General features: G+C 58.9%; 15 protein-coding genes and 1 pseudogene. 9 read left to right on the forward strand and 7 right to left on the reverse strand.

Going from position 1 to position 19,984, the window contains the following annotated elements:
- Positions 1 to 15 precede the first annotated feature (15 nt).
- Positions 16 to 978: an alpha/beta fold hydrolase gene (locus tag GOX88_RS08260; protein WP_170400703.1), complete on the reverse strand. Its 963-nt coding sequence runs from the start codon at positions 976 to 978 to the stop codon at positions 16 to 18.
- Positions 979 to 1,532: 554 nt separating this feature from the next.
- Here GOX88_RS08260 and GOX88_RS08265 point away from each other — a divergent pair.
- Positions 1,533 to 3,356, forward strand: a complete 1,824-nt coding sequence (locus tag GOX88_RS08265) for a BCCT family transporter (protein WP_170400704.1) — start codon at positions 1,533 to 1,535, stop codon at positions 3,354 to 3,356.
- A gap of 149 nt (positions 3,357 to 3,505) precedes the next feature.
- Here the strand turns inward: GOX88_RS08265 and GOX88_RS08270 are convergent, their stop codons facing one another.
- From GOX88_RS08270 to GOX88_RS23415, 4 genes are read right to left on the reverse strand one after another with little or no spacing between them, the layout of a single operon-like run.
- Positions 3,506 to 4,846, reverse strand: coding sequence for an NAD(P)/FAD-dependent oxidoreductase (locus GOX88_RS08270; protein WP_170400705.1), 1,341 nt, complete (start codon positions 4,844 to 4,846; stop codon positions 3,506 to 3,508).
- Positions 4,843 to 6,339, reverse strand: a complete 1,497-nt coding sequence (locus GOX88_RS08275; protein WP_170400706.1) for an aldehyde dehydrogenase — start codon at positions 6,337 to 6,339, stop codon at positions 4,843 to 4,845. Before GOX88_RS08275 ends, GOX88_RS08270 begins: the two co-directional genes overlap by 4 nt.
- 5 nt (positions 6,340 to 6,344) lie before the next feature.
- On the reverse strand, positions 6,345 to 7,262 hold the full coding sequence (locus tag GOX88_RS08280; RefSeq protein WP_170400707.1) for a dihydrodipicolinate synthase family protein: 918 nt from the start codon (positions 7,260 to 7,262) through the stop codon (positions 6,345 to 6,347).
- An 8-nt stretch (positions 7,263 to 7,270) separates the two neighbouring features.
- Positions 7,271 to 7,492 (reverse strand): hypothetical protein, encoded by a 222-nt coding sequence (locus tag GOX88_RS23415; protein WP_254436269.1) that lies wholly within the window; start codon positions 7,490 to 7,492, stop codon positions 7,271 to 7,273.
- A gap of 138 nt (positions 7,493 to 7,630) precedes the next feature.
- Between GOX88_RS23415 and GOX88_RS08290 the strand changes: the two genes are divergently transcribed.
- From GOX88_RS08290 to aspT (GOX88_RS08305), 4 genes are all read left to right on the forward strand, one after another.
- Positions 7,631 to 8,581 (forward strand): GlxA family transcriptional regulator, encoded by a 951-nt coding sequence (locus GOX88_RS08290; protein ID WP_170400708.1) that lies wholly within the window; start codon positions 7,631 to 7,633, stop codon positions 8,579 to 8,581.
- 410 nt (positions 8,582 to 8,991) lie between these two features.
- Positions 8,992 to 9,498 (forward strand): hypothetical protein, encoded by a 507-nt coding sequence (locus tag GOX88_RS08295; RefSeq protein ID WP_170400709.1) that lies wholly within the window; start codon positions 8,992 to 8,994, stop codon positions 9,496 to 9,498.
- Between the two features lie 118 nt (positions 9,499 to 9,616).
- A complete protein-coding gene (locus GOX88_RS08300) occupies positions 9,617 to 11,248 on the forward strand; it encodes a bifunctional aspartate transaminase/aspartate 4-decarboxylase (RefSeq protein ID WP_170400710.1) in 1,632 nt (543 codons plus the stop codon).
- Between the two features lie 26 nt (positions 11,249 to 11,274).
- The gene (gene aspT / locus GOX88_RS08305; protein ID WP_170400711.1) at positions 11,275 to 12,948 is read left to right on the forward strand and encodes an aspartate-alanine antiporter; all 1,674 of its coding nucleotides are present in this window, start codon (positions 11,275 to 11,277) and stop codon (positions 12,946 to 12,948) included.
- A gap of 1 nt (position 12,949) precedes the next feature.
- Here aspT (GOX88_RS08305) and aspT (GOX88_RS08310) read toward each other — a convergent pair whose 3' ends face one another.
- Positions 12,950 to 14,650 (reverse strand): aspartate-alanine antiporter, encoded by a 1,701-nt coding sequence (gene aspT, locus GOX88_RS08310; protein ID WP_170400712.1) that lies wholly within the window; start codon positions 14,648 to 14,650, stop codon positions 12,950 to 12,952.
- A 707-nt stretch (positions 14,651 to 15,357) separates the two neighbouring features.
- Between aspT (GOX88_RS08310) and GOX88_RS08315 the strand changes: the two are divergent.
- A pseudogene (locus tag GOX88_RS08315) lies at positions 15,358 to 15,720 on the forward strand (IS5 family transposase); the annotation flags it as partial.
- Between the two features lie 99 nt (positions 15,721 to 15,819).
- Here the strand turns inward: GOX88_RS08315 and GOX88_RS08320 are convergent.
- Positions 15,820 to 16,848, reverse strand: a complete 1,029-nt coding sequence (locus tag GOX88_RS08320) for a LacI family DNA-binding transcriptional regulator (RefSeq protein ID WP_170400713.1) — start codon at positions 16,846 to 16,848, stop codon at positions 15,820 to 15,822.
- Positions 16,849 to 16,961: 113 nt separating this feature from the next.
- Between GOX88_RS08320 and GOX88_RS08325 the strand changes: the two genes are divergently transcribed.
- The 3 genes from GOX88_RS08325 to GOX88_RS08335 are packed head-to-tail and all read left to right on the forward strand — an operon-like array spanning position 16,962 to position 19,929.
- A complete protein-coding gene (locus GOX88_RS08325; protein ID WP_170400714.1) occupies positions 16,962 to 18,473 on the forward strand; it encodes a tripartite tricarboxylate transporter permease in 1,512 nt (503 codons plus the stop codon).
- On the forward strand, positions 18,470 to 18,925 hold the full coding sequence (locus GOX88_RS08330) for a tripartite tricarboxylate transporter TctB family protein (protein ID WP_170400715.1): 456 nt from the start codon (positions 18,470 to 18,472) through the stop codon (positions 18,923 to 18,925). The genes GOX88_RS08325 and GOX88_RS08330 overlap by 4 nt, the downstream gene beginning before the upstream one ends.
- 44 nt (positions 18,926 to 18,969) lie before the next feature.
- The gene (locus GOX88_RS08335; protein WP_170400716.1) at positions 18,970 to 19,929 is read left to right on the forward strand and encodes a Bug family tripartite tricarboxylate transporter substrate binding protein; all 960 of its coding nucleotides are present in this window, start codon (positions 18,970 to 18,972) and stop codon (positions 19,927 to 19,929) included.
- The last annotated feature ends 55 nt before the right edge of the window (positions 19,930 to 19,984 follow it).

The raw sequence follows: 19,984 nt of genomic DNA on the forward strand, positions 1-19,984 counted from the left end.
TCTTTTCTCCTCCGATCAAACTGCCTTGGGCTCGGCGCTTGCGGTTTCGGCAATCCGGCGGATGAATGCGGCGCAGGTCTCAGGTGCTGTGATCAGGATCATGTGACCCGTCCCGTCGATCCGCTCGTTGCTGAGACCGAACTGCGCCATCGGATCGCCCTGTGCCCGAGGTTGCAGGATCGCGTCCTGCGCCCCGTACAGAATCCCGCCCGGTACGGTCAGGTCGCCGTACCGTGCCATCTGTGCCTCAAGGCTGGTCTCAAGGCCCACAACATCCTGCGACCCGGTGATGAAGGCCGAGGGCCGCAGCCCCAGAGCACCGCCAGCGCGATCGAGGAAATCGGCGGGGGCAGGTTCAGGGGCAAAAACAACGTCTAGTGTGTGCGGTGCAGTTTTGGCAGCCAGCGGTACGGCCAGTGTATTGCCGATCAGGCTCCGCAGCCATTCGGTGCGAATCTCCAGCGGTTTGAAGACCTGCGGCGTAGAGGGCAGCTTTTGCGTCAGAGGAGCCAGCAGCGCCAGCGCCTTGGTCTTTTCGGGATAGTCCAGCGCCATGGCCAGCGACACCGCACCGCCCAGGGAATGGCCGACCAGAATCGCGTCAGTGATGCCCTTGGCGTCCAGAAACTCCTGTATCATCCGCCCCTGTTCGGGCAGGCGCCCCAGATCAGCCGTGTCCCGGGTCGAATACCCACAGCCGGGTCGGTCAACCGCGATGACGTGATAGTCGTCGGCCAGCAAATCGGTCAGAGCATAGGTGAAGTGTTGCAGCTGCCCTGTCAGCCCATGGATCATAACAAGGGTCTGCTGCGAGGGATCACCCCGTTCGACATAGTGAATGTTGCCGCCATTTACGGCGATGATATCGCCCAGCTGCGGGACACGTTTTTGCCCATCGGCTGTCAGCTTTCGGGTCCACAGGTTCATGCCGATGAAAAACGCAACAATCAGCACGAGGATAATCAGGAATGTGTTCATCTCAGCGGTCTCCGCCTTGGGGTGGGGCAGGGTGGTCGTTTTCCAGCCCGGATCGGGCCTACGCTTTTCATACTCGGATCCAGGTCCTGACCAAAGCGTTGTATTGCGGCCCCGCGCGATGGTGCTGCGCGGCGCCCAAAGGCGGGTGATCGGTCACGGCGGGATTGGGCTGCGCTCGGAATTCATGAATTGCAGGTGGCTGCCGAGCGACGCATGAGGCAAGCTAAATCGAACATTAGATTTTTTCTGGGTAAAGCCCTGAGCTCATCGCGCCAAAAATGTGTTTTTTGATCCCGTCTAGGGATATGTGTCGCAAAGCTACAGATAATGTCGGTTCCAAGCAATCAGCTGAATGGCACCGATATAGGCAGGTAGGCCAAAAAATACCGCGTCTGGGCGGTCGTCTGGGCATTTTGCCCAGATGGAGTTTTCAGGGACCTGCCCCGTCGGAGGAGTGGTGATGTACCTCAAGGGACGGGTCGAGAAAAAGGTCAAGATTGGAGACTCGCCATTAGGTGAGTTCAATCCAGCGTACCATCAACACGGAGGAAAATATGTCGGTACCCGAACCATTTACGGATCTTGAGATAAAAACGGCGGATGCCGGTTTTTATGAAAATTACAGCACCCCTATCGCGCTTATCAGCAAGGGGATCATGGTTGCGCTGGTACTGTGGGCGCTGATTTCCCCGGCGAACGCAAACAGCACGCTGGGCAGCTGGAACTTCAAGCTGCTGGAAGTGTTCAACAGCTTCTACGTCATCATCGTAGGTTTGTTCTTCTTTTTTCTGGCCATTGTCGCCATCATCCCTGCCACCGGGCGTCGGATCATGGGGGTGCCCGGGGAAAAGCCCGAGTTTTCGAACTTCTCGTGGTTTTCGATGATGTTTGGTGCCGGCCTGGGCGTCGGTCTGATGGTGTTTGCCACGGCTGAACCGCTGGGCCTGTGGGGGTCGAATCCCGAGGTTGTGGCAGGCGCGGTCGAGGGCAACTCGCCCGAAGCGTTGCAATCGGCCTATCGCTTCACCTATCTGCACTACGGTTTTCACGCCTGGGCGATCTATGTCGTCACCGGCCTGTCGCTGGCCTACTACGCCTATACCCGCAACATGCCGCTGACCATCCGTGCGGCTCTGACGCCGCTGTTCGGCAGGCTGATGAACGGCTTTTTGGGCCACGTGGTCGACGTCCTGGGCGTCGTTGCGACCATCCTTGGCGTGTCCGTGACCATCGGCTATGGCGTCAGCCAGTTTATCGACGGTCTTTATGCCATCACCGGGATGGAGTGGATCATGGATCTGGGTGGCGAGGTTCCGACCCCCAGCAAAGTGGGCCTGATTTCCGGACTGATCGTCATCATGGGGCTGTCGATCATCTCGGCTGTGTCGGGTGTTGGCCGCGGCGTTAAGTACCTGTCGAACCTGAACCTGGTGCTGTCGATCATCCTGCTGGGTACCTTTGTCGTGTTCGGCTCGTTCGTCTTTGCCATGACGACCTATGGCACGGCGATGGTCGACTATATCCTGCACTTCCTGTCGCTCAGCTTCAACGCCTATGGCCCGCTGTCGACCGAGGCCTTCGCGGCAGCTCTGCCCGCCGAGGCACAGGCGCATGCGGCAGACCTGGTGGGTGGCGCGACCAACGCATGGGGCAGCTTTGACGGCTTCAAGAGCGGGCTTGAAGGCGCAGCGGCCGAGTTGGACGAAGCAACTCTGGCCGCAGCCTACGCCGCAGGTGAGCAGGGCCGTCAGTTTGGCTGGCAGGCAGGCTGGACCACCTTCTACTGGGCGTGGTGGATCGCGTTCTCGCCGTTTGTGGGCCTGTTCCTGGCGCGCATCTCGAAAGGCCGTTCGGTGCGCGAGTTCATCCTGGGCTGCGTGTTCGCACCGGCGCTGGTGTGCTTTGCATGGATGACCATTCTGGGTGGTACCGCGATCGATCTGGAACTGGCGGGAGCTGCTGAAGGTGCGATCATTGGGGCGTCGAACACCAACAAGCTGTTCGTGACCCTGTCCTACATGATCGACGGTGGGCTGCTGTCCATGCTGAACGTCATGTGCGTGATCCTGATCATGACCTTCCTGGTGACGTCTGCGGACTCGGGTATCCTGGTGATGAACACCATCATGTCCGGCGGCAACCAGGAAACCGGCATCAAGCACCGCATCATCTGGGGCGTGATCCTGACGGCAGTGATCGGTGCGCTGATCCTGGCGGCGGGGGAAAACAACCCGATGGATGCGCTGCGCAATGCAATGATCATCGGCGCACTGCCCTTTACCATGGTGATGGGGCTGATGATGGTTGCTCTGGCCAAGGCGCTCTATCGCGACAGCTTGCGTGACAAGCACGGCGTCGCGGCGCAGGCCGCCGAGTAAGAACGCACCAACGATCAAATCAGACGCCGCCCCGTTGGGGCGGCGTTTTTCGTTCCGAAAAACGGTGTCGTGACCTGCGAACAGATATCGCCACCGGGCTGATCTACACCGTCAATGGCGGGCAGTTGGTTCAGCCAGGTCTGCCCGGGTTATTCCTCTCGTGCTTTCCATTCTTTCCATCTGAGTATGGCGTTTGCGGCGATTTCCCGGAGGGGTTGTGGGGGCAGGCGTTTGGGTTTGTCTTCGGCGTCGAAGTGGCGGGTGATGTCCGAGCTGTGGCCACAGGCGCGTTCGGCTGCGGCGATGCCGGTGAGGGTTCCGCGTGCGGTGCCCAGGCCGTTCTGGACGCAGCCGGAATAGACGCCGGGTTCGATCTCGCGCGTGACGGAGACGCTGTTGAGGCTCAGGCACAGGTGGCCGGCCCAATGGTACTGCATCTCTGTCCCGGCCAGTTGCGGAAAGCGCTGCTCGAACTTGCGCTGCATGACCCGCGATGCCCGCGTCAGATCGCGCGCCGAGGCCGCCATGCCGGGGCGCAGCGCCGCGCAGGTGCGGGTGATGATGCGATTGCCGCCCTGTCCGGTATCGATGCGCCGCATCGTGGTGCCCATCGGATCGGAAGGGGTCACACCCCAGCGCGGCTGCCCGCCCAGTTTGGCCAACGCGTCGGCGTCCAGCTCGGGCGTCATCGCGGCGAACAGGAACAGCTGCATCAGGCGGTTGCGTTCGATGCCGAAGCTTTCGAGATGGCCGTTGACCGTCAGGATCACCGCGCCGGTGCTGACCGTGCCGCGCCGGGTTTTCACCTGCCACGCGCCGCCCTGCTTTTCGAACCCGGTGACGGCCGAGTTTTCATGCAGCGCCACACCGGCGCGGGCCAATCCGGCCGCCAGCCCGCGTATATAGCCTGCCGGCTGCAGCATGACCGTTCCGGATGTATAAAGCCCGGACCGGTAGTGGCGCGAGCCGGTCAGGTCGTGCATCTGTTGAGAATCCAGCATCTCGCTGGCCTCGCCCAATGTCTCCAGATGCTGGGCATAGCTGACGTTATGGGCATGGCCCGCCGCGCTGGCGGCACCGTTCACCTTGCCTGCGGGGTCAAAGAAGTTCGGGTCGATCTGATATTGCTCGACCGCCGCGCGGGCAAAGGCAATCGCCTGCCGGTTCAGCGCGATCATCTTGCGGTCATCGCCGCCGCCCGAGTAATCATCCGAGGCCAGGTCATGCGGCAGATCGATCATGAAGCCCGAGTTGCGCCCCGCCGCGCCCTCGGCCACGCGCCCGGCTTCGAGCACGACGATCTTGGCGTCGGGCTGCAACTGCTGCAACCGCTGCGCCGCCGCCAGGCCCGCAAAACCGGCACCGACGATCGTGACGTCGGCGGTCAGGTCACCGGCCAGCTCTTGCGCGGCGGCAGGAGCGCCAAGGATGGCGCTCCAGGCTGCCGGTCCGCGGTGAACCGGCAGGGATCTGGCAGAGTATTTGCTCAATCGACTGCCTCGTCCGCGTCATCGGCCAGGTCGATCCAGATGGTTTTCAGCTGGGTGTACTGATCATGGGCATGGACCGAGTTGTCGCGGCCGCCAAAGCCCGATTGCTTGAACCCGCCAAACGGGGTCGAGATGTCACCCTCGCCAAAGCTGTTGACTGTCACGGTGCCGGCCCGCAGGGCGCGGGCACCGCGGATGGCGCGTTTGGCATTGGCGGTGAAGATCGACGCGCACAGGCCGTATTCGGTGTCGTTGCCAACCTGAATGGCTTCGTCAAAGCCCGAGACCTCGATCACCGACAGCACCGGGCCAAAGATCTCTTCGCGGGCCAGCAGGGCGTTGTTGTCTGCGACCTCGACCACCGTGGCCTCGACAAAGCCGTCCTTGGCCTTGCCGCCGATCACCACGTTCTCGGCCTGATCCAGATAGGAACAGACCTTGGTGTAGTGGCTTTCGCTGACCAGCGCGCCCATGCGGGTTTCCGGGTCCAGCGGGTCGCCGATATTCCACTGTTTGGCGTGATGCGCGATGCGCTCCAGCAACTCGGCCTTGACGTCCTTGTGCACGATCAGGCGCGAGCTGGCCGAGCAGTTCTCGCCCATGTTCCAGAACGCACCGTTGACCAGATGCTGGGCCACGCGGTCCAGGTTTTCGGCATCGTCCATCACGATGGCCGGGTTCTTGCCACCCATCTCCAGCACAACCTCCTTGGCATTCGATTCCGCCGAATAGGTCAGGAACCTCTTGCCGGTCACGGTCGAGCCGGTGAAGGACACCATGTCGATATCCATGTGACGGCCGATGGGCTCGCCCACGTCACCACCGCCGCCGGGCAGGATGTTGAGAACACCGGCAGGGACACCGGCCTCCATCGCCAGCTCGGCCAGGCGCAGTGCGGTCAGGGTGGTTTCCTTGGCCGGTTTGATCACCAGCGAACAGCCCGCCGCCAGCGCCGGGCCGATCTTCCACGCCAGCATCAGCAGAGGGAAGTTCCACGGCAGCACCAGACCGACCACGCCGATCGGCTCACGCACCACCATGGCGATGTGATCGTCGCTGGCGGGCGCCACCTGATCATAGATCTTGTCGATCGCCTCGGCATGCCATTTCAGGCAGTGGATGGTTTCCGGCACGTCCACGGTCTCGCAGTCGTAGATCGTCTTGCCGCTGTCGAGGCTTTCCATCACCGCCAATTCGCGCGCGTTGCGGGTCATCAGCTTGCACAGCCGGATCAGCACGTCCTTGCGCTCGGACGGGTGCAGTTTCGACCAGCGGCCATCGTCAAACGCCTCGCGCGCCTTCTCGACGGCAAAATCCACATCCCCGGATCCGCAGGCGGCGATCTCGGCCAGAGTTTCACCGGTGGCCGGGTTGGTGCTGGTGAAGGTCTTGCCGGAAATCGCCGGGCGGAAGGTGCCGTCGATGAACGCGCCGGTGGGCAGGTCCAGACCCGCGGCAATGGATTTGTATTCGTCCTGTGTCAGCAGATCCATGTGTCTTATCCTTCTGCCACGATGTCGGCGATTTTGCGTTTCAATACGCGCGTGACCTGTTCCAGCGCGCGCTTGTCATCCTTGTTCAGACCCTTCAGCGGCGCGCGCATGGCGCCTGCGTCGAACCCGTTCATGGTGACGCCATGCTTGATGGTCTGGATGAACTTGCCGCCCTGTTCCAGCACATGCATCAACGGCAGCAGCGCGCTCATGATGCGGCGGCCCTTGTCGAAATTGCCTTCGACCACACAGGCATTGTACAGCGCCACATGTTCCGCGGGCAGGAAGTTCGACCCGCCACAGACCCAGAACGGGGCGCCCCAGGCAAAGAATTCCAGCGCCTGATCGTCCATACCGCAGCCCATCTGGATATGCGGATAGTCGCGCGCCAGCAGGTGCACCCGGTTGATGTCGCCCGAGCTTTCCTTGATGCCGCAGAAGTTGCGGCTGCGGCCCACGCGGTCCAGGAATTCCGGGCCCATCATGGTGCCGGTGCGGTGCGGATAGTTGTACAGCATCACCGGCAGATCCGCCGCCTTGTCGATGGCCAATGCGTTCAGCGCGTTCTCGCGGTCGGTCGGCACCGAATAGGCCGGGCTGGCCAGCAGGATCGCATCCGCCCCGATCTCGCGCGCGCCGGTGGCCAACGCAATCGAATCCGGCGTCATCATCGCCCCCGTGCCCACCACCAGCGGCAGGCGGCCCTTCAGGCGCTCGTGGGTGAACCTGGCCAGCTCCAGACGTTCCGCCACGGTCTGGGCATAGTTCTCGCCGGTCGAACCGCCCGAGATCAGGCCATGCACGCCGTTTTCGATCAGGTATTCAATCACATCCGACAACGCGTCCCGGTTGACGCTGCCATCGGCGTGATAAGGGGTCACGACCGGCGTGTAGATCCCTTCGAAGTTGAACAGGGGTGTCATCTAATTCCTCATGCAGGGGTTTTGCGCGCCGTCGATCCCAGCGGCAGGTCAAGCCCCGTGGGCGTGACAAACAGCTCAATCTGGTCGCGCGACAGATTCCAATGATCAATCGCCAACTCCCCCGCAATTGACTCAGCCCGATCCGCGTCAGGATGCACGCGCGGAGGCAGGATCGTGGCCCGCAAATACTGGACCAGCTTGGCTTTGCGGGATTTGGCGTCGTCTTTCATTCGCCCTCCCCGGACGTATGGCGCGAATCGCGGAGTTGCTTCGATGCATCACTAGTATTCGAAGAAAATACATATTGTATATAGAAAAGAATCGTGCAGCATAGACTATTGACTACGTAAAACTGAACGGAACACCCGATGCGCCAACCGCGCCACATCACCTTCATTCTTGTCGAGGACTTTTCGCACCTCGCCTTTTCCTGCGCGGTCGAGCCATTACGGATCGCGAATCTCGTCAGTGGTGAGGAGCTTTACGAGTGGAGCTTCCTTTCCGAACATGGCGAACAGGCGGTTTGTTCCAACGGGTCGGTCACGCTGGTGCATGGCGGTTTGGACGCGCTGCAGAAGACCGATCAGCTGTTCGTGCTTTCTGGCATCAATATGCGTAACCATGCGACGCGCTCGTTGCTGGCAACGTTGCGGCGCGAACGTGCGAAGGGAACCGCCATAGGTGCGTTGTGCTCTGGTGCCTGGCTGCTGGCCGAGGCCGGGTTTCTGGACGGGATGCAGGCGGCGATCCACTGGGAATACCATGACGCGTTCATGGAGGCGTTCCCCGAAGTGAATCTGGTGCGCAGCGTCTTTGTCGCTGACGAAAAGCACATCACGGCCTCGGGTGGTACTGCGACCGCCGACCTGATGCTGCACCTGATCGAACGCGACCACGGTGAAGAACTGGCCATCGCAGTCGCAGATCAGATGGTCTATAACGCGGTACGCAACGCCACAGCGAAACAGCGGGTGTCGCTACAGTCGCGCAACGGGATGCGGAACGCCCATCTGGCCAAGGCGATCCACATCATGCGGGAGGGTATCGAGGCACCGGTGTCGCCGTCGCAAATCGCCGCGGACCTGGGCATATCGACCCGACAGCTGGAACGGTTGTTCGGCAAGTACCTGAACTCGTCTCCCAAGAAGTACTTTATGGAATTGCGCCTGGAGCGGGCCCAAAAGCTGTTGCTTCAGACCGAGGCGTCGGTGACTGAGGTTGCCATGGCCTGCGGGTTTGAAAGCCCCGGGCATTTTTCGCGGGTGTATCGGTCCAGCTTTGGCGTCACGCCACATGCACAGAAAAGCAAAATCGACTGAGTGTCAGCGGCGGGGGGAGCTGCTCTGGCCGTCGGCGAGCCCGGCTGGTCAGGCGCTCACCCCCTGGTCCCGCTCGTACCCCCTCGTTAAATTCAAACTCGTAAACTGATCAGCAGGATTAAGCATTCATAGATGCCAAAATGGGCATAACTATTACAAGATCGTGTCAGATATATGTAGGTTGTGGCCTAACCTACCGTTCGTGCCCCAATTCAGATTGAGCAGAAAACCCACGCAAACAAACAGGCGCTGAGTGCCGGAGGTGAGTTATGTTTGCGTTATTACTTGCTTTGTGTCATTTTTATTTAGCCAACAAATGAACGATTTCTGCAAATAATGGCGTTAAATCGCAACCGAATTTCTTTGAGAGTTTCCAAGTCCTCATCAGGAGTTAACTTTGGAGGACGCATATGAATTTGGAATCCCACCAAGCCGCAGTGGAGTTTGCGCCGCGTATTATTTCTATTGCCAAGCGCGAGCGGCAGATCTGCCAGGCGTCCAAAGCAGCCGAAGCCGCGTTTGAACGTATCGCCGGTGCGGCTACCGGTGGTGTTGCGGTGCATAGCGAATTGCAGGATCGGGTGTTTTCCATCTTCCGCTGGTATTTTCTTTCGGCCTTTTGCACGCGTCTACTGACGGATGCCGAGCATCGGCTGGAGCATCAAACCCTACAGGTGTCTGTGGACATCTTCAGCGCGGTCAAGATGGTTCTGACCGAACGCGAGATTGAACGCTCGATGGCGCTGGTCAGCGTCGAGCGCACGTCGCCCACGGTGGTACGGGCCAATGATATCGGTAGCCGTGGGCACACCGTGGGCTGGGTTGCCGCCGGGTTGCATGAAAAAGGCCGGGATTTCCCGGATGAGATTCAGCACGCGCTGGCCGGCGCTCTGGCAGCGTCGGCACGGATCAACTGACGCATTGGCAGCGGTTGCCCCCACGTCAGAGTCTGACTGCACAGTTTACACAAACACAAACCCTTGCGTACCATCCGGTTGAATTTCTCCGATTGATTTAACGCAAGGGTTTGATGCGATGTCAGAAACACTGGACCTGCATAAGTTTGAAAATCTGAGTCCTTTCCAGATCAAAGACGAACTCATCAAGTTGGCCGAGAAAGAGTCGCGCCAGATGGCCTTGCCCTATCTGAATGCAGGACGAGGCAATCCCAACTGGATCGCCACCAAGGCCCGCGAAGCGTTTTTCCTGCTGGGTCAGTTCGCAATGACCGAAGCTCAGCGTCACCGCAATGAGCCGCAGGTTGGGTTGGCCGGGATGCCGCAAGGGCCGGGCTGCTATGATCGGCTCAAGGCGTATTGTGCGGACTCAGTTGCCAAGAACGGTCCTCCGGGCGCGGATACTCTGGCCGCCGTAGTGGACTTTGCGATTGAGAAATTCGGCTTCACGCCTGACGATTTCGTGCTGGAACTGACCGACGGCGTCGTTGGCGACCATTATCCGATGCCGGACCGGTGCATGAAGTACAATGAGGCGATCGTCCATGAATACGTGATGTGGGCGATGTGTGCGGGGCATCGGCCTGACGCAAAGTTCGACATCTACGCGGTCGAAGGTGGCACCGCCGCGATGTGCTATATCTTCAAGGCGCTCAAGAACCAGCGACTGCTGAATTCGGGTGACACCATCGCTCTGGGCACGCCGATCTTCACGCCATACCTGGAAATACCGGTGCTCGAAGATTACGGGCTGAACGTCGTGGATGTGTCCTCGGAAGAGGAAAATCATTTCCAGCTCACCGATGACGATCTGGAACAGTTGGCCGATCCGAAGGTCAAAGCGCTGTTCCTGGTCAATCCGGGCAACCCGTCCTCGGTTGCAATCAGCCCCGAGGTGATGGCCCGGCTGGTCGAGTTCGTCAAAACCCGCCGTCCGGACCTGATCATCCTGACCGACGACGTCTATGGCACGTTCATTCCGAACTTTCAGTCTGTGATGGGGCACCTGCCCGAGAATACAATCGGGGTCTATTCCTATTCCAAGTATTTCGGCTGCACCGGCTGGCGGCTGGGCGCTATTCTGGTGGCCGAGAACAACATCTTTGACAAGATGATCGCCGAGGCCCCGGCAGAGACCAAAGCCGTTGTGAATGCGCGGTACGAGACTCTGACCCCGGACCCGAACTCGTTTAAGTTCATCGACCGGATTGTTGCCGACAGCCGCGACGTGGCGCTGAACCACACGGCAGGACTGTCGCTGCCGCAGCAGGTGATGATGACGCTATTTTCGTTGGTCGAGTTGATGGACGAGGACAAGGCCTATCAGAAGTTCTGCTGGGGCATCCTGAAGCACCGCTTTGATGAATTGGTCGATGGGATGGGTATCGAAGTCCCCGACAACCCGCTGTTTGACCGGTATTACGGCATCATCGATTTCGAATTCTGGCTGCGCAAATACGTCGGCGAAGAGGTGGTCGAGTGGATCAAGGAGAATGTCCACCCGTTGGATATTTCCTTCAAGCTGGCGCAGGACCACGGGATCGTGCTGTTGAACGGGTCGGGTTTTGATGCCCCGAACTGGTCGGCGCGAGTGTCCTTCGCCAATCTGGATGACAGCGCCTATCGTCAGATCGGCCGGGCGGTGCGAGCGGTAGCCATAGGATATGTGCAGGCCTATCGTGCCTCGAAAGGGTTGCCGCTGCACGGCTGAGACGGAACTGCAGAGAGGCTGCTGCTTTGGAACTGATCGGGTCGATCTTTGGTCATCATCCAGCCCTTGCCTTGTTCTGCAGCCTCGCCCTTGGCTATGCGCTAGGTAAAATCACTATCGGTTCATTTTCGGTTGGATCGGTGGCGGGTTGTTTGCTGGCTGGTGTGCTGGTCGGCCAGACCGGGGTGGTGGTGTCGGATGACCTGAAACAGGCTTTCTTTCTGCTGTTCCTGTTTTCCATCGGCTACCGAACCGGGCCGCAGTTCTTTCGATCCCTGAATCTGCACGCTTTGCCGCAGATTGCCGTCACCGTGCTGCTGTGTGTTGTGGCGCTGGTTGTTGCTGCGCTTTTGGCCCCGCTGATGGGGCTGTCGGTGGGGATTGCAGCAGGCCTTTTGGCGGGAGGTGTGACCGAAAGCGCAACGCTGGGCGTGGCTATTGATGCCTTTGCCAAAACCGGGGCAGACGAAGCCGCACAGCAGATTTTCGATGGTGAGATCGCCACCGGTTTCGCCGTGGCCTATTTCGTCGGCGTGATCGCCACGATCTTTTTCCACACTCAACTGGCGCCCCGGTTCTATGGCCGTTCGCTGCAAGAGGCCTGCGCGGAACATGAGGCCGAGCTAGACAACAACGGCGCCCCGATGGTGTCGGAACATCGCGACTTCGAGGCCCGCGCCTATCGCATCAATCCCGAATTTGCGGGTCACAGAATTTCCGAGCTTGAGGCCCGCGTTCCCGATCATGTACGCGCCTTTTTCGATCGGGTGAGGCGCGGGAACAAGATCCTGCCGACCTCGCGCGATATGGTGCTGCAACAGGGCGACATCGCTGCCATCGCAGGCGTGCGGTCCTATCTGATCGACCACACGGCCATGCTGGGGGAAGAGGTCGAAGACCCCGAACTTCTGGACCTGCCGGTTCAGACCAACGATATCGTCGTGACCAATAAAGAGGTGGTCAACCAAACGCTGGCCGAACTGTCGGCGCGCCCCGAAGCACGCACAATCTATTTGCGCGGCATCATGCGCAGCGGTGAGCGGCTGCCGGTCTTTCGTGGCGTGACCCTGCACAAGGGCGATGTTCTGACCGTATCGGGCACCCGCGGCCATATAGAAGATGCCGCCAAGCGGCTGGGCTATCTGGATCGCGAGACCAACAAGACCGACATGGTCTTTGTGGCCTTTTTCATCCTGCTGGGTGGGCTGATCGGCATCCCGGCGCTGAAATATGGCGCGATTGAACTGGGTTTGGGCACCTCGGTCGGGGTGCTGCTGGGCGGACTGGTGGCGGGGTGGCTGCGCTCGGTCCATCGGACGTTTGGCTTTGTGCCCGAGGCAACGCTGTGGATCTTCGACTCGCTGGGGTTGTGCGTGTTCGTGGCCTGCGTGGGCATCACCTCGGGACCCAGCTTTGTGACAGGGGTGATGGAAAGCGGGCCGTCGCTGATCTTTGGCTCGGTTGCCATCGTGTTGCTGGCCCACGGGACTGCGGTTTTCGTCGGCCGCAAGGTCTTTGGCATAAACGAAGGCGTTCTGGCTGGCACGTGCTGCGGGGCAGGGACGTCGGCACCCGGTCTGGCCGCGGTGCAGGAGGCCGCACAGAGCCAGGTTCCGACGCTGGGTTACGGCCTCGGCTATGCTGTGGGAAATGTGCTGTTGGCCTTGTGGGGCTCGGTCATCGTGATCCTGCTGATGTAACCTAGGGCACGAAGGCGACCACCAACGGCCCCCACAAGGTCAGGAAGATGTTCGCCACCGCATAGGTCATGGTGAAGGCCGGTGTCGGGGTCGCGTTCCCGGTCTTTTCCAACAGCGTCGCAAAGCCCGGATTGCCCGAGCGTGACCCGGTGACAACCGCGCAGGCCTCGACCGGGTTTTTGATGCGCAGGACGAAATAGTTGATCGGGAACTGAACGATCATCGGCATCAGCGTAACGACCACGCCCAGCAGCAACAGTATAATGCCGTATTGCTGTATCGCCTCGAGCGCGGGCTTGCCCGCATTCAGGCCAACGACCCCGACGAACACCGCAAGGCCAAAGCTTTGCAGGAAATTCGCAGCACCCCGGTTGATGCCGCCGATCTTGGGCCGCCGGATGCGCAGGTACCCGATGATCAGCCCGGTCACGAGGCACCCAAGGCCGGACCCCAGCGCCACTTTGGTGCCCGCGATGACAAAGCTGATCTCCCCGATCAGGTAACCAACCGCCACGCCGATCCCCAGTGCGATGAAGTTCGTGACCGAGGCCGAGGGCGGCACATAACCCGCCACTTTCGACACCCGGTTCAGATCGTCCTTGTGGCCGACGATTGAAACCTCGTCGCCCGCGTGGATTTCGGTGTTGTGCAGGACAGGCACGTCATGCCCCATGCGCGTGATCTTCGAGATATGGACGCCGCGCCGCTGATCCGCTGTCAGTGCCTCGCGCAGTTCTGAAAGGGTCTTGCCCGCCAGCTTGCGGTTGGTGATGACGACGTTGCGGCGTTCTTCCACAACGGTCAGTTCGGGCGGGTATTCTCCGATCTCACCGCTTGCGGTGCCCTCGAACTGTGTCAGGGTTGCAACCAGCGCCGACACGACGATTACGTCACCCGCACTGACGACCGTCTCGGGTGTCGGATCGACCGGGGCGCCGTCCTGTAGCAGCTTCTCGACGATCAGGTCGCCGTCATATCCGCCTTCGATGGCTTTCACCGTCTGGCCCGCGATGGCGGCGTCGTCATTTACCTGATAGGCGCGCGCATCAAAACGGTTCATCGGAAGGAACTCGCCTTCCTCCAGCTTGCGGCCGCCACCGCTGAGCTTCTGGGCCAGTTTTATCGCCTCTTGCCGCAGGTCGACGCGCATGATGATCGGGATGACGCTGACGGCCAGGATCGGACCGATCGAGCCAAAGATATAGGTGACCGAATACCCCACCGCGATGTTGGTCTTAAGCTTTTCCGCCTCATCCGCGGCCAGCCCCAGAAGGTCGATGGCGTTGCCTGCGGTGCCGATTATGGCTGATTGCGTTAGTCCACCTGCGGCCAGTCCGGCCGCCAGCCCCTTGTCCAGCCCGGCCAATCGAGCGACGACGATGACAAAGAACAGCCCCCAAAGGGTCATCATGAATGCGGCCAGCAGCTTGGTCAGGGCGGTTCGGTTCAAGGCCGCAAAGAACTGCGGCCCGCCATTATAGCCGACCATGAAGATGAACAGCGAGAAAAAGACGTTCTGAACATCGGTGCTCAGGTTGATGCCGCCGATCTGACCCACGAAGACCGCCACCAGCAGGGTTCCGGCGATGCCGCCCAGTTCGAATTTTCCGACCCGGAACTTGCCGAAGCCATAACCCAGGCCCAGACAAAGAAACAACGCCATGATTGGAAAGGCGCGAAGCTGTTCTGTGATCAATTCCATCTCAAAATCTCCAGGTTGCAAGTCTGGTCTTAACGCCGCCTCGAAAGACGTCTCAGTACGCTGATAAACCTTGGAAATTCAGATTACCTGTATCGCGCTGCGCTCAGGTAAACATCGACTTTGTGTTCTGTCAAATTATCCCCTTGAGAACCAGCGCGGGAGAGCACAGCTGGGACCCACGCAATACATCCCGGCCCTGCGTCAATGCCCGCTTGTAAACTCTGTGGATATGGGGTTGGGTCGACTGATCCTATGAATGAGGCCCCGTCCATGGCGGCCATTTCGGTGAAGGTGTGATGGCATCAGCAATGCCGGTTTTGATTTCGGGTGCCCGTGCGCCGGTTGCGCTGCATCTGGCGCGATTGCTTGTTCAGGCTGGCCACCCGGTGACCCTGGTTGATCACCTGAAATACCCGGTTGCTGCCGCCAGCCGGTTGGATCTCGGGTATCACTGCATTCCCACCTTCGCGGCCGAGCCCCAAGCTGCCCGTGCGGCGCTGTCAGAGATCATTGCGTCCAAAGACATCGAACTCGTCATTCCCACCTGCGAGGAAGCGTTGCATCTGGGCGCGATGTGGGCGCAGAACCGCATGGAGGCCGAGCTGTTCGCGCCAGAATTCGCCTTGCTGAAACGGGTTCACAACAAATTTGCCTTCATACAATTGTGCAGGGAAATTGGCCTCGACACCCCTGAAACTCACCTTTTGACCAGCCAAGGGCGGCCGCTCAGCCTTTTTGTCACTGCGGGGCAAGTGAGCGATTACATTGGTGCTCGGGCTCTGCTCAGCAGTATTCCAAATGTGGACTGGCTGCTCGGGGATCGTAGCTATGATGCCGACTGGTTCCGAGATGCGTTGAAAGACAAAGGGATACGCGCCTGTATACCTAGTCGAAAGCAACGCAAGACTGCCGTGAAGTACGACAAGCGCCGCTACAAACGACGCAACCGCATAGAGATTATGTTTGGCAGGCTCAAGGATTGGAGACGCGTGGCCACACGTTTTGATCGCTGTCCCAAGGTCTTCCTCTACGCAATCGCCCTCGCAGCAACCGTCACCTATTGGTTATGAATCCTGACCCTAGTATACCAAGGCAATTAGTCTCTGCATTCAGTCAGACGTCAAAAACTCGTAAATTCCTTGCGAGAATGCGTATGTCTTAGTTGCCTGTTAAGTCGATGCAAGACTTGTTGTTTCTCTAACGACGCGCTCCAACTCGCAGCAGATTCTAAAGGGTACCGGGTCGTCTGATGTAATGTAGTTTGTAAACCGCTCGCCAGCGAGCTTCCCGATGGTTTCTGCAGGAATACGGATGGTGGTAAGCCCCGGTTCAACGTCTGCGGAACCTTTAAAATCACCGATACCGATGATCGACAAGTCATCAGGAACCCTCAAACCAAGGCTCTGGGCTGCAAACAATGCACCCTGCGCAATGACGTCATTTCCACAAAGCAGAGCGGTCGGGCGAGAGCGTTCAGTCAATAGGGAAATGGCAGCTTGCTTGGCTTGAGACACACTATACGGGGTTTCCGACTCATGCTCACTCGGAACGGAAATGCCAATTTCGTTAAGTGCATCATGTACGGCAGAAAGCCGATTTTGCGCGCGGTCATTGCCAGTGGTATTTGGGAAAATCAGCCCAATGTCGCGGTGCCCCAATGCCAGCAGATGTTCTGTCGCAAGACGCCCGGCCAACCGATTGTCAGCCCCAACGCATGGAAGTGCAGAATCCTCCGAGTAATTCCAAATTGCCAGCGCCGGTATTTTCTGCTGCTCGATCAGTCGGGCGGTAGCGTTGGAATGCTCCAATCCGACCAGCGCCACTCCGTCCACACGATGCTCCAGCAGCTTTCGAACCATCGCGTATTCCCGGTCAAGGTCATACCCATGCGATGCCAGCAAAAGACTGAACCCTGCTTTACCGATTGAATCCGAAAAGGCTTGTATCACTTCGGCAAAAATGGCGTGGTTGATTGTGGGCACAACTAAACCGATGGTGCCTGATCGTTTGCCATGCATCGTCTGTGCTGCCCGGTTGCGAATGTACCCCAATTTCTGAATTGCCCTGTTGATCTTTTTGCGAGTCGCAGGATTCACCAGATCCGGGTGATTGAATGTGCGGGAAACTGTGGATGGTGACACTTTTGCAGCCTTTGCGACCGCCACAATATCCACCTTACCCTTTTGAAAACTGGCCATAATATTCTCCCGTTCGGTCGAATTTATGAAAACATTTGCAATACTATTTTCATCGCCTACCCTGATTTGTCAACAAAAGTAAAAGTGTGAACCGACGGGTTGGGAGGCCCTGAATGGAATTCATTTATTACTTCGGAGATGTGTTCACGCCGCTGTCGTTTCTGCTGCTGCTTGGTGGCACGATTGGTGGGTTGATCTTGGGTGCGACGCCAGGGCTTTCGCCCACAATGGCCGTTGCCCTTCTGATACCGTTTACTTTCCAACTGGAAGCGGCTCAGGGGTTGATCTTGCTGGGCGCAGCCTACACCTCGACCGTGGCCGGCGGTGCCGTCAGTGCTATTCTGCTCAAGATCCCCGGTGCGCCAGCCAATATCGCTACGACGTTGGACGGGCACACTATGGCCAAACAAGGTCAAGGTGCGCGAGCATTGCAGCTGTCCTTTTTGGCTTCTGCCGTTGGTGGCATCTTTGGCGTGCTGCTGTTGATCTTTCTGACTCCGGTTCTGGCCAAATGGGCGCTGGCATTTGGCCCCTCGCATTTATTCTGGCTTGCCATCCTAGGGGTGACTGTAATCGGAACGCTGGATTCCGCCTCGGTCGTCAAGGGGCTACTTTCTGGGTGTATCGGGTTGTGGCTGGCCACCATCGGATTCGACGACATCATGGGTGCGCAGCGGTTCATTTTTCATCCTGCACTTGGTGGAGGAATCAATATCATCGCCGCCCTGATCGGATTGTTCGCAATTCCCCAGGTGCTGACAATGTTTGCCAAGGGCCGCCAAACGGAGGGTGCTGAAGTGATCGAAGTTCAGCGCCATTCGATCCTTGCAGCCTTTCGGGAACTGTTTAGCCGAACCCGGGCGTTGAGCATTGGTACGATGACCGGTTCGATCATCGGCCTGATCCCGGGTGTGGGTGGGCAGATCGCCGGGCTGGTCGCCTATGATCAAACCAAGAAGTTTTCATCCGAAAAAGAAAAGTTCGGTACTGGTCATTCCGAAGGCGTTATCGCCGCGGAATCCGCCAATAACGCTATGGTCGGCCCATCATTGGTGCCGTTGCTGACGCTTTCAATCCCGGGCAGCCCAACAGCCGCCGTTCTGTTGGGAGGATTGCTGATCCATGGGATCTTCCCGGGCTCTGACCTGTTCGATAACCATCCCGATGTAGCCTGGACTTTCATCAATTCCATGCTGATCGGCCAAGTTTTGATGTGCATCTTCGGCCTTTACGTAGCTGGACTTGCAGCGCGCGTCGCGCAGGTGCCGCAATCGGTGATGGCCGCAATCGTTTTGGCCTTGTCGGTCTTCGGTGCCTATTCGGTGCAGGGCTCGATGGGTGATGTCTATGTCATGGCATGCCTTGGTATTGGCATGTTCTTTCTGGAACGTTTTGGCTTTTCTGCTGCGCCGCTGGTTCTGGGTCTTATCCTTGGACCGATTGCCGAGGCGAACTTTATCCAAGGCGGCATGATCGCCGACGCCACCGTCGGCAAAGCGTCGTACTTTCTGACCGGCGGATTGAACTTGCTGTTGATCGCCGTTGTGCTGGCCTCGATCGCATACTCGGTCTGGATGGAACTGCGTAACCGTCGCTACACCACCAAAGAGGAGGCGCAGGCATGAACCGCTCGCAGCACATTTTCGGGTCGGGTCTGGTTTTTGCGGTTGGTCTCTGGGTGACATGGGTCAGTTATACCCAGCAACCGGCCGAGGCGTTCCTGTTCCCACGTCTTATCGCATCCGTGTTCGTGGTTCTGGCCGGCTGGACATTCGGCAAAGCGGTGATGGGATTGTCCAAGGTCGGAAACGGCGTGACACGCACGATGTTCATAAACATGCTGCCCGGTCTGATCATCACATTGATCTATGTTTTCTGGGCGGCCAAGTCGCTGGGTTTCTACACCGCAACATCCATCGCCTTTTTCATCCTGCTGTCGATCTACGATCCTGCACCGCACAGCGAGGCCAAAAGCTGGATCAAACGCGTGATCATCACGGTGGTCTTTGTGGCGGTGATGTACGGACTCTTTGCCATGCTGCTGAACGTCTACACGCCAAAAGAATTTCTGTTCTGACCACACGAGCGACGTGGCTGAACCTAATCTGGGAGGAAACGCAAATGAAACGAATGATTGCTGGGGCAGCACTAGCCCTTATGAGCCTGACCGGTGCCGCTGTGGCTGAGGAATATCCGGAACGGCCGCTTATGTTGATGGTCAGCTATGGTGCCGGTGGCGCGACGGATTTTCAGGCGCGGATTGTGACCATGACCGCCGGGAATGAGGATGCGTTGGGGATGCCCGTCGCCATCATCAACAAGCCCGGCGCCGGTGGGCGCGTTGGCTGGAACTGGTTCGCCACACAGGCTGATCCGGACGGATATACGCTGGCGGCCTATAACGTTCCGCATTTCATTGCCCAGTCGATAAAGGGTGGCGTGGAATATTCGACCGACAGCTTTGAACCCATCGCAAACTGGGGTGCAGATCCGGCTGTGTTTGTGGTTGGTGCCGACAGTGAGTTCAACTCGATGGAGGATGTCGTTGCCTTTGCTAAGGAAAACCCCGGCAAGCTTACTGTATCCGGCGCGGGTCTTTTTGTAGGTCACCACATTGCGGCCCTACAGATCGACAAGGCAGCGGGGACCAAGATGGCCTATATCCCGACCAAAGGCGGTGGTGCAGCCGCCATGAAAGCCGTGATCGCCGGTGAAGTCATGGGCGGCATCAACAACCTGTCCGATGCGTTCCGCGCGCAAGAGGCGGGTAATGTCAAAATCCTGGGCGTTGCAGACCTAGAGCGCAGCGCATTCCTGCCGGACGTACCGACGATGAAGGAACAGGGGCTGGACGTGGATAACTCGTCAGTCAACTTCCGGGGTGTGATGGTGCCCAAAGGAACACCTCCCGAAGTGATCGAGAAACTGGCCGCCACCGTGCCCGAGATGTTCGCGAACGACCGCGTAGCCAAGAAGATGGAAGCAGGCGGCTCGCCCATGCACATCATGACACGCGACGAAGTGATCGAGATGTGGGCGCAGCGCCAGCAGACTTTGAACGAATTGCTTGCCGGTCTCTGATCCAATCGCTCTTTACGGGGCGGAGTAGGTCCGCCCCAAACAACCAATCGAGGAC

This window comes from Ruegeria arenilitoris (assembly GCF_013030985.1).
Taxonomy (GTDB): domain Bacteria; phylum Pseudomonadota; class Alphaproteobacteria; order Rhodobacterales; family Rhodobacteraceae; genus Ruegeria; species Ruegeria arenilitoris_B.

What these genes read in the sequence shown, in the direction of transcription:
- GOX88_RS08290 (WP_170400708.1), top strand. Translation starts at nt 7,631, where the DNA reads ATGCGCCAACCGCGCCACATCACCTTCATTCTTGTCGAGGACTTTTCG.
- GOX88_RS08300 (WP_170400710.1), top strand. Translation starts at nt 9,617, where the DNA reads ATGTCAGAAACACTGGACCTGCATAAGTTTGAAAATCTGAGTCCTTTC.
- GOX88_RS08295 (WP_170400709.1), top strand. Translation starts at nt 8,992, where the DNA reads ATGAATTTGGAATCCCACCAAGCCGCAGTGGAGTTTGCGCCGCGTATT.
- aspT (WP_170400712.1), bottom strand. Translation starts at nt 14,650, where the DNA reads ATGGAATTGATCACAGAACAGCTTCGCGCCTTTCCAATCATGGCGTTG.
- GOX88_RS08325 (WP_170400714.1), top strand. Translation starts at nt 16,962, where the DNA reads ATGGAATTCATTTATTACTTCGGAGATGTGTTCACGCCGCTGTCGTTT.
- GOX88_RS08275 (WP_170400706.1), bottom strand. Translation starts at nt 6,339, where the DNA reads ATGGATCTGCTGACACAGGACGAATACAAATCCATTGCCGCGGGTCTG.
- GOX88_RS08330 (WP_170400715.1), top strand. Translation starts at nt 18,470, where the DNA reads ATGAACCGCTCGCAGCACATTTTCGGGTCGGGTCTGGTTTTTGCGGTT.
- GOX88_RS08260 (WP_170400703.1), bottom strand. Translation starts at nt 978, where the DNA reads ATGAACACATTCCTGATTATCCTCGTGCTGATTGTTGCGTTTTTCATC.
- GOX88_RS23415 (WP_254436269.1), bottom strand. Translation starts at nt 7,492, where the DNA reads ATGAAAGACGACGCCAAATCCCGCAAAGCCAAGCTGGTCCAGTATTTG.
- GOX88_RS08265 (WP_170400704.1), top strand. Translation starts at nt 1,533, where the DNA reads ATGTCGGTACCCGAACCATTTACGGATCTTGAGATAAAAACGGCGGAT.
- GOX88_RS08320 (WP_170400713.1), bottom strand. Translation starts at nt 16,848, where the DNA reads ATGGCCAGTTTTCAAAAGGGTAAGGTGGATATTGTGGCGGTCGCAAAG.
- GOX88_RS08280 (WP_170400707.1), bottom strand. Translation starts at nt 7,262, where the DNA reads ATGACACCCCTGTTCAACTTCGAAGGGATCTACACGCCGGTCGTGACC.
- GOX88_RS08335 (WP_170400716.1), top strand. Translation starts at nt 18,970, where the DNA reads ATGAAACGAATGATTGCTGGGGCAGCACTAGCCCTTATGAGCCTGACC.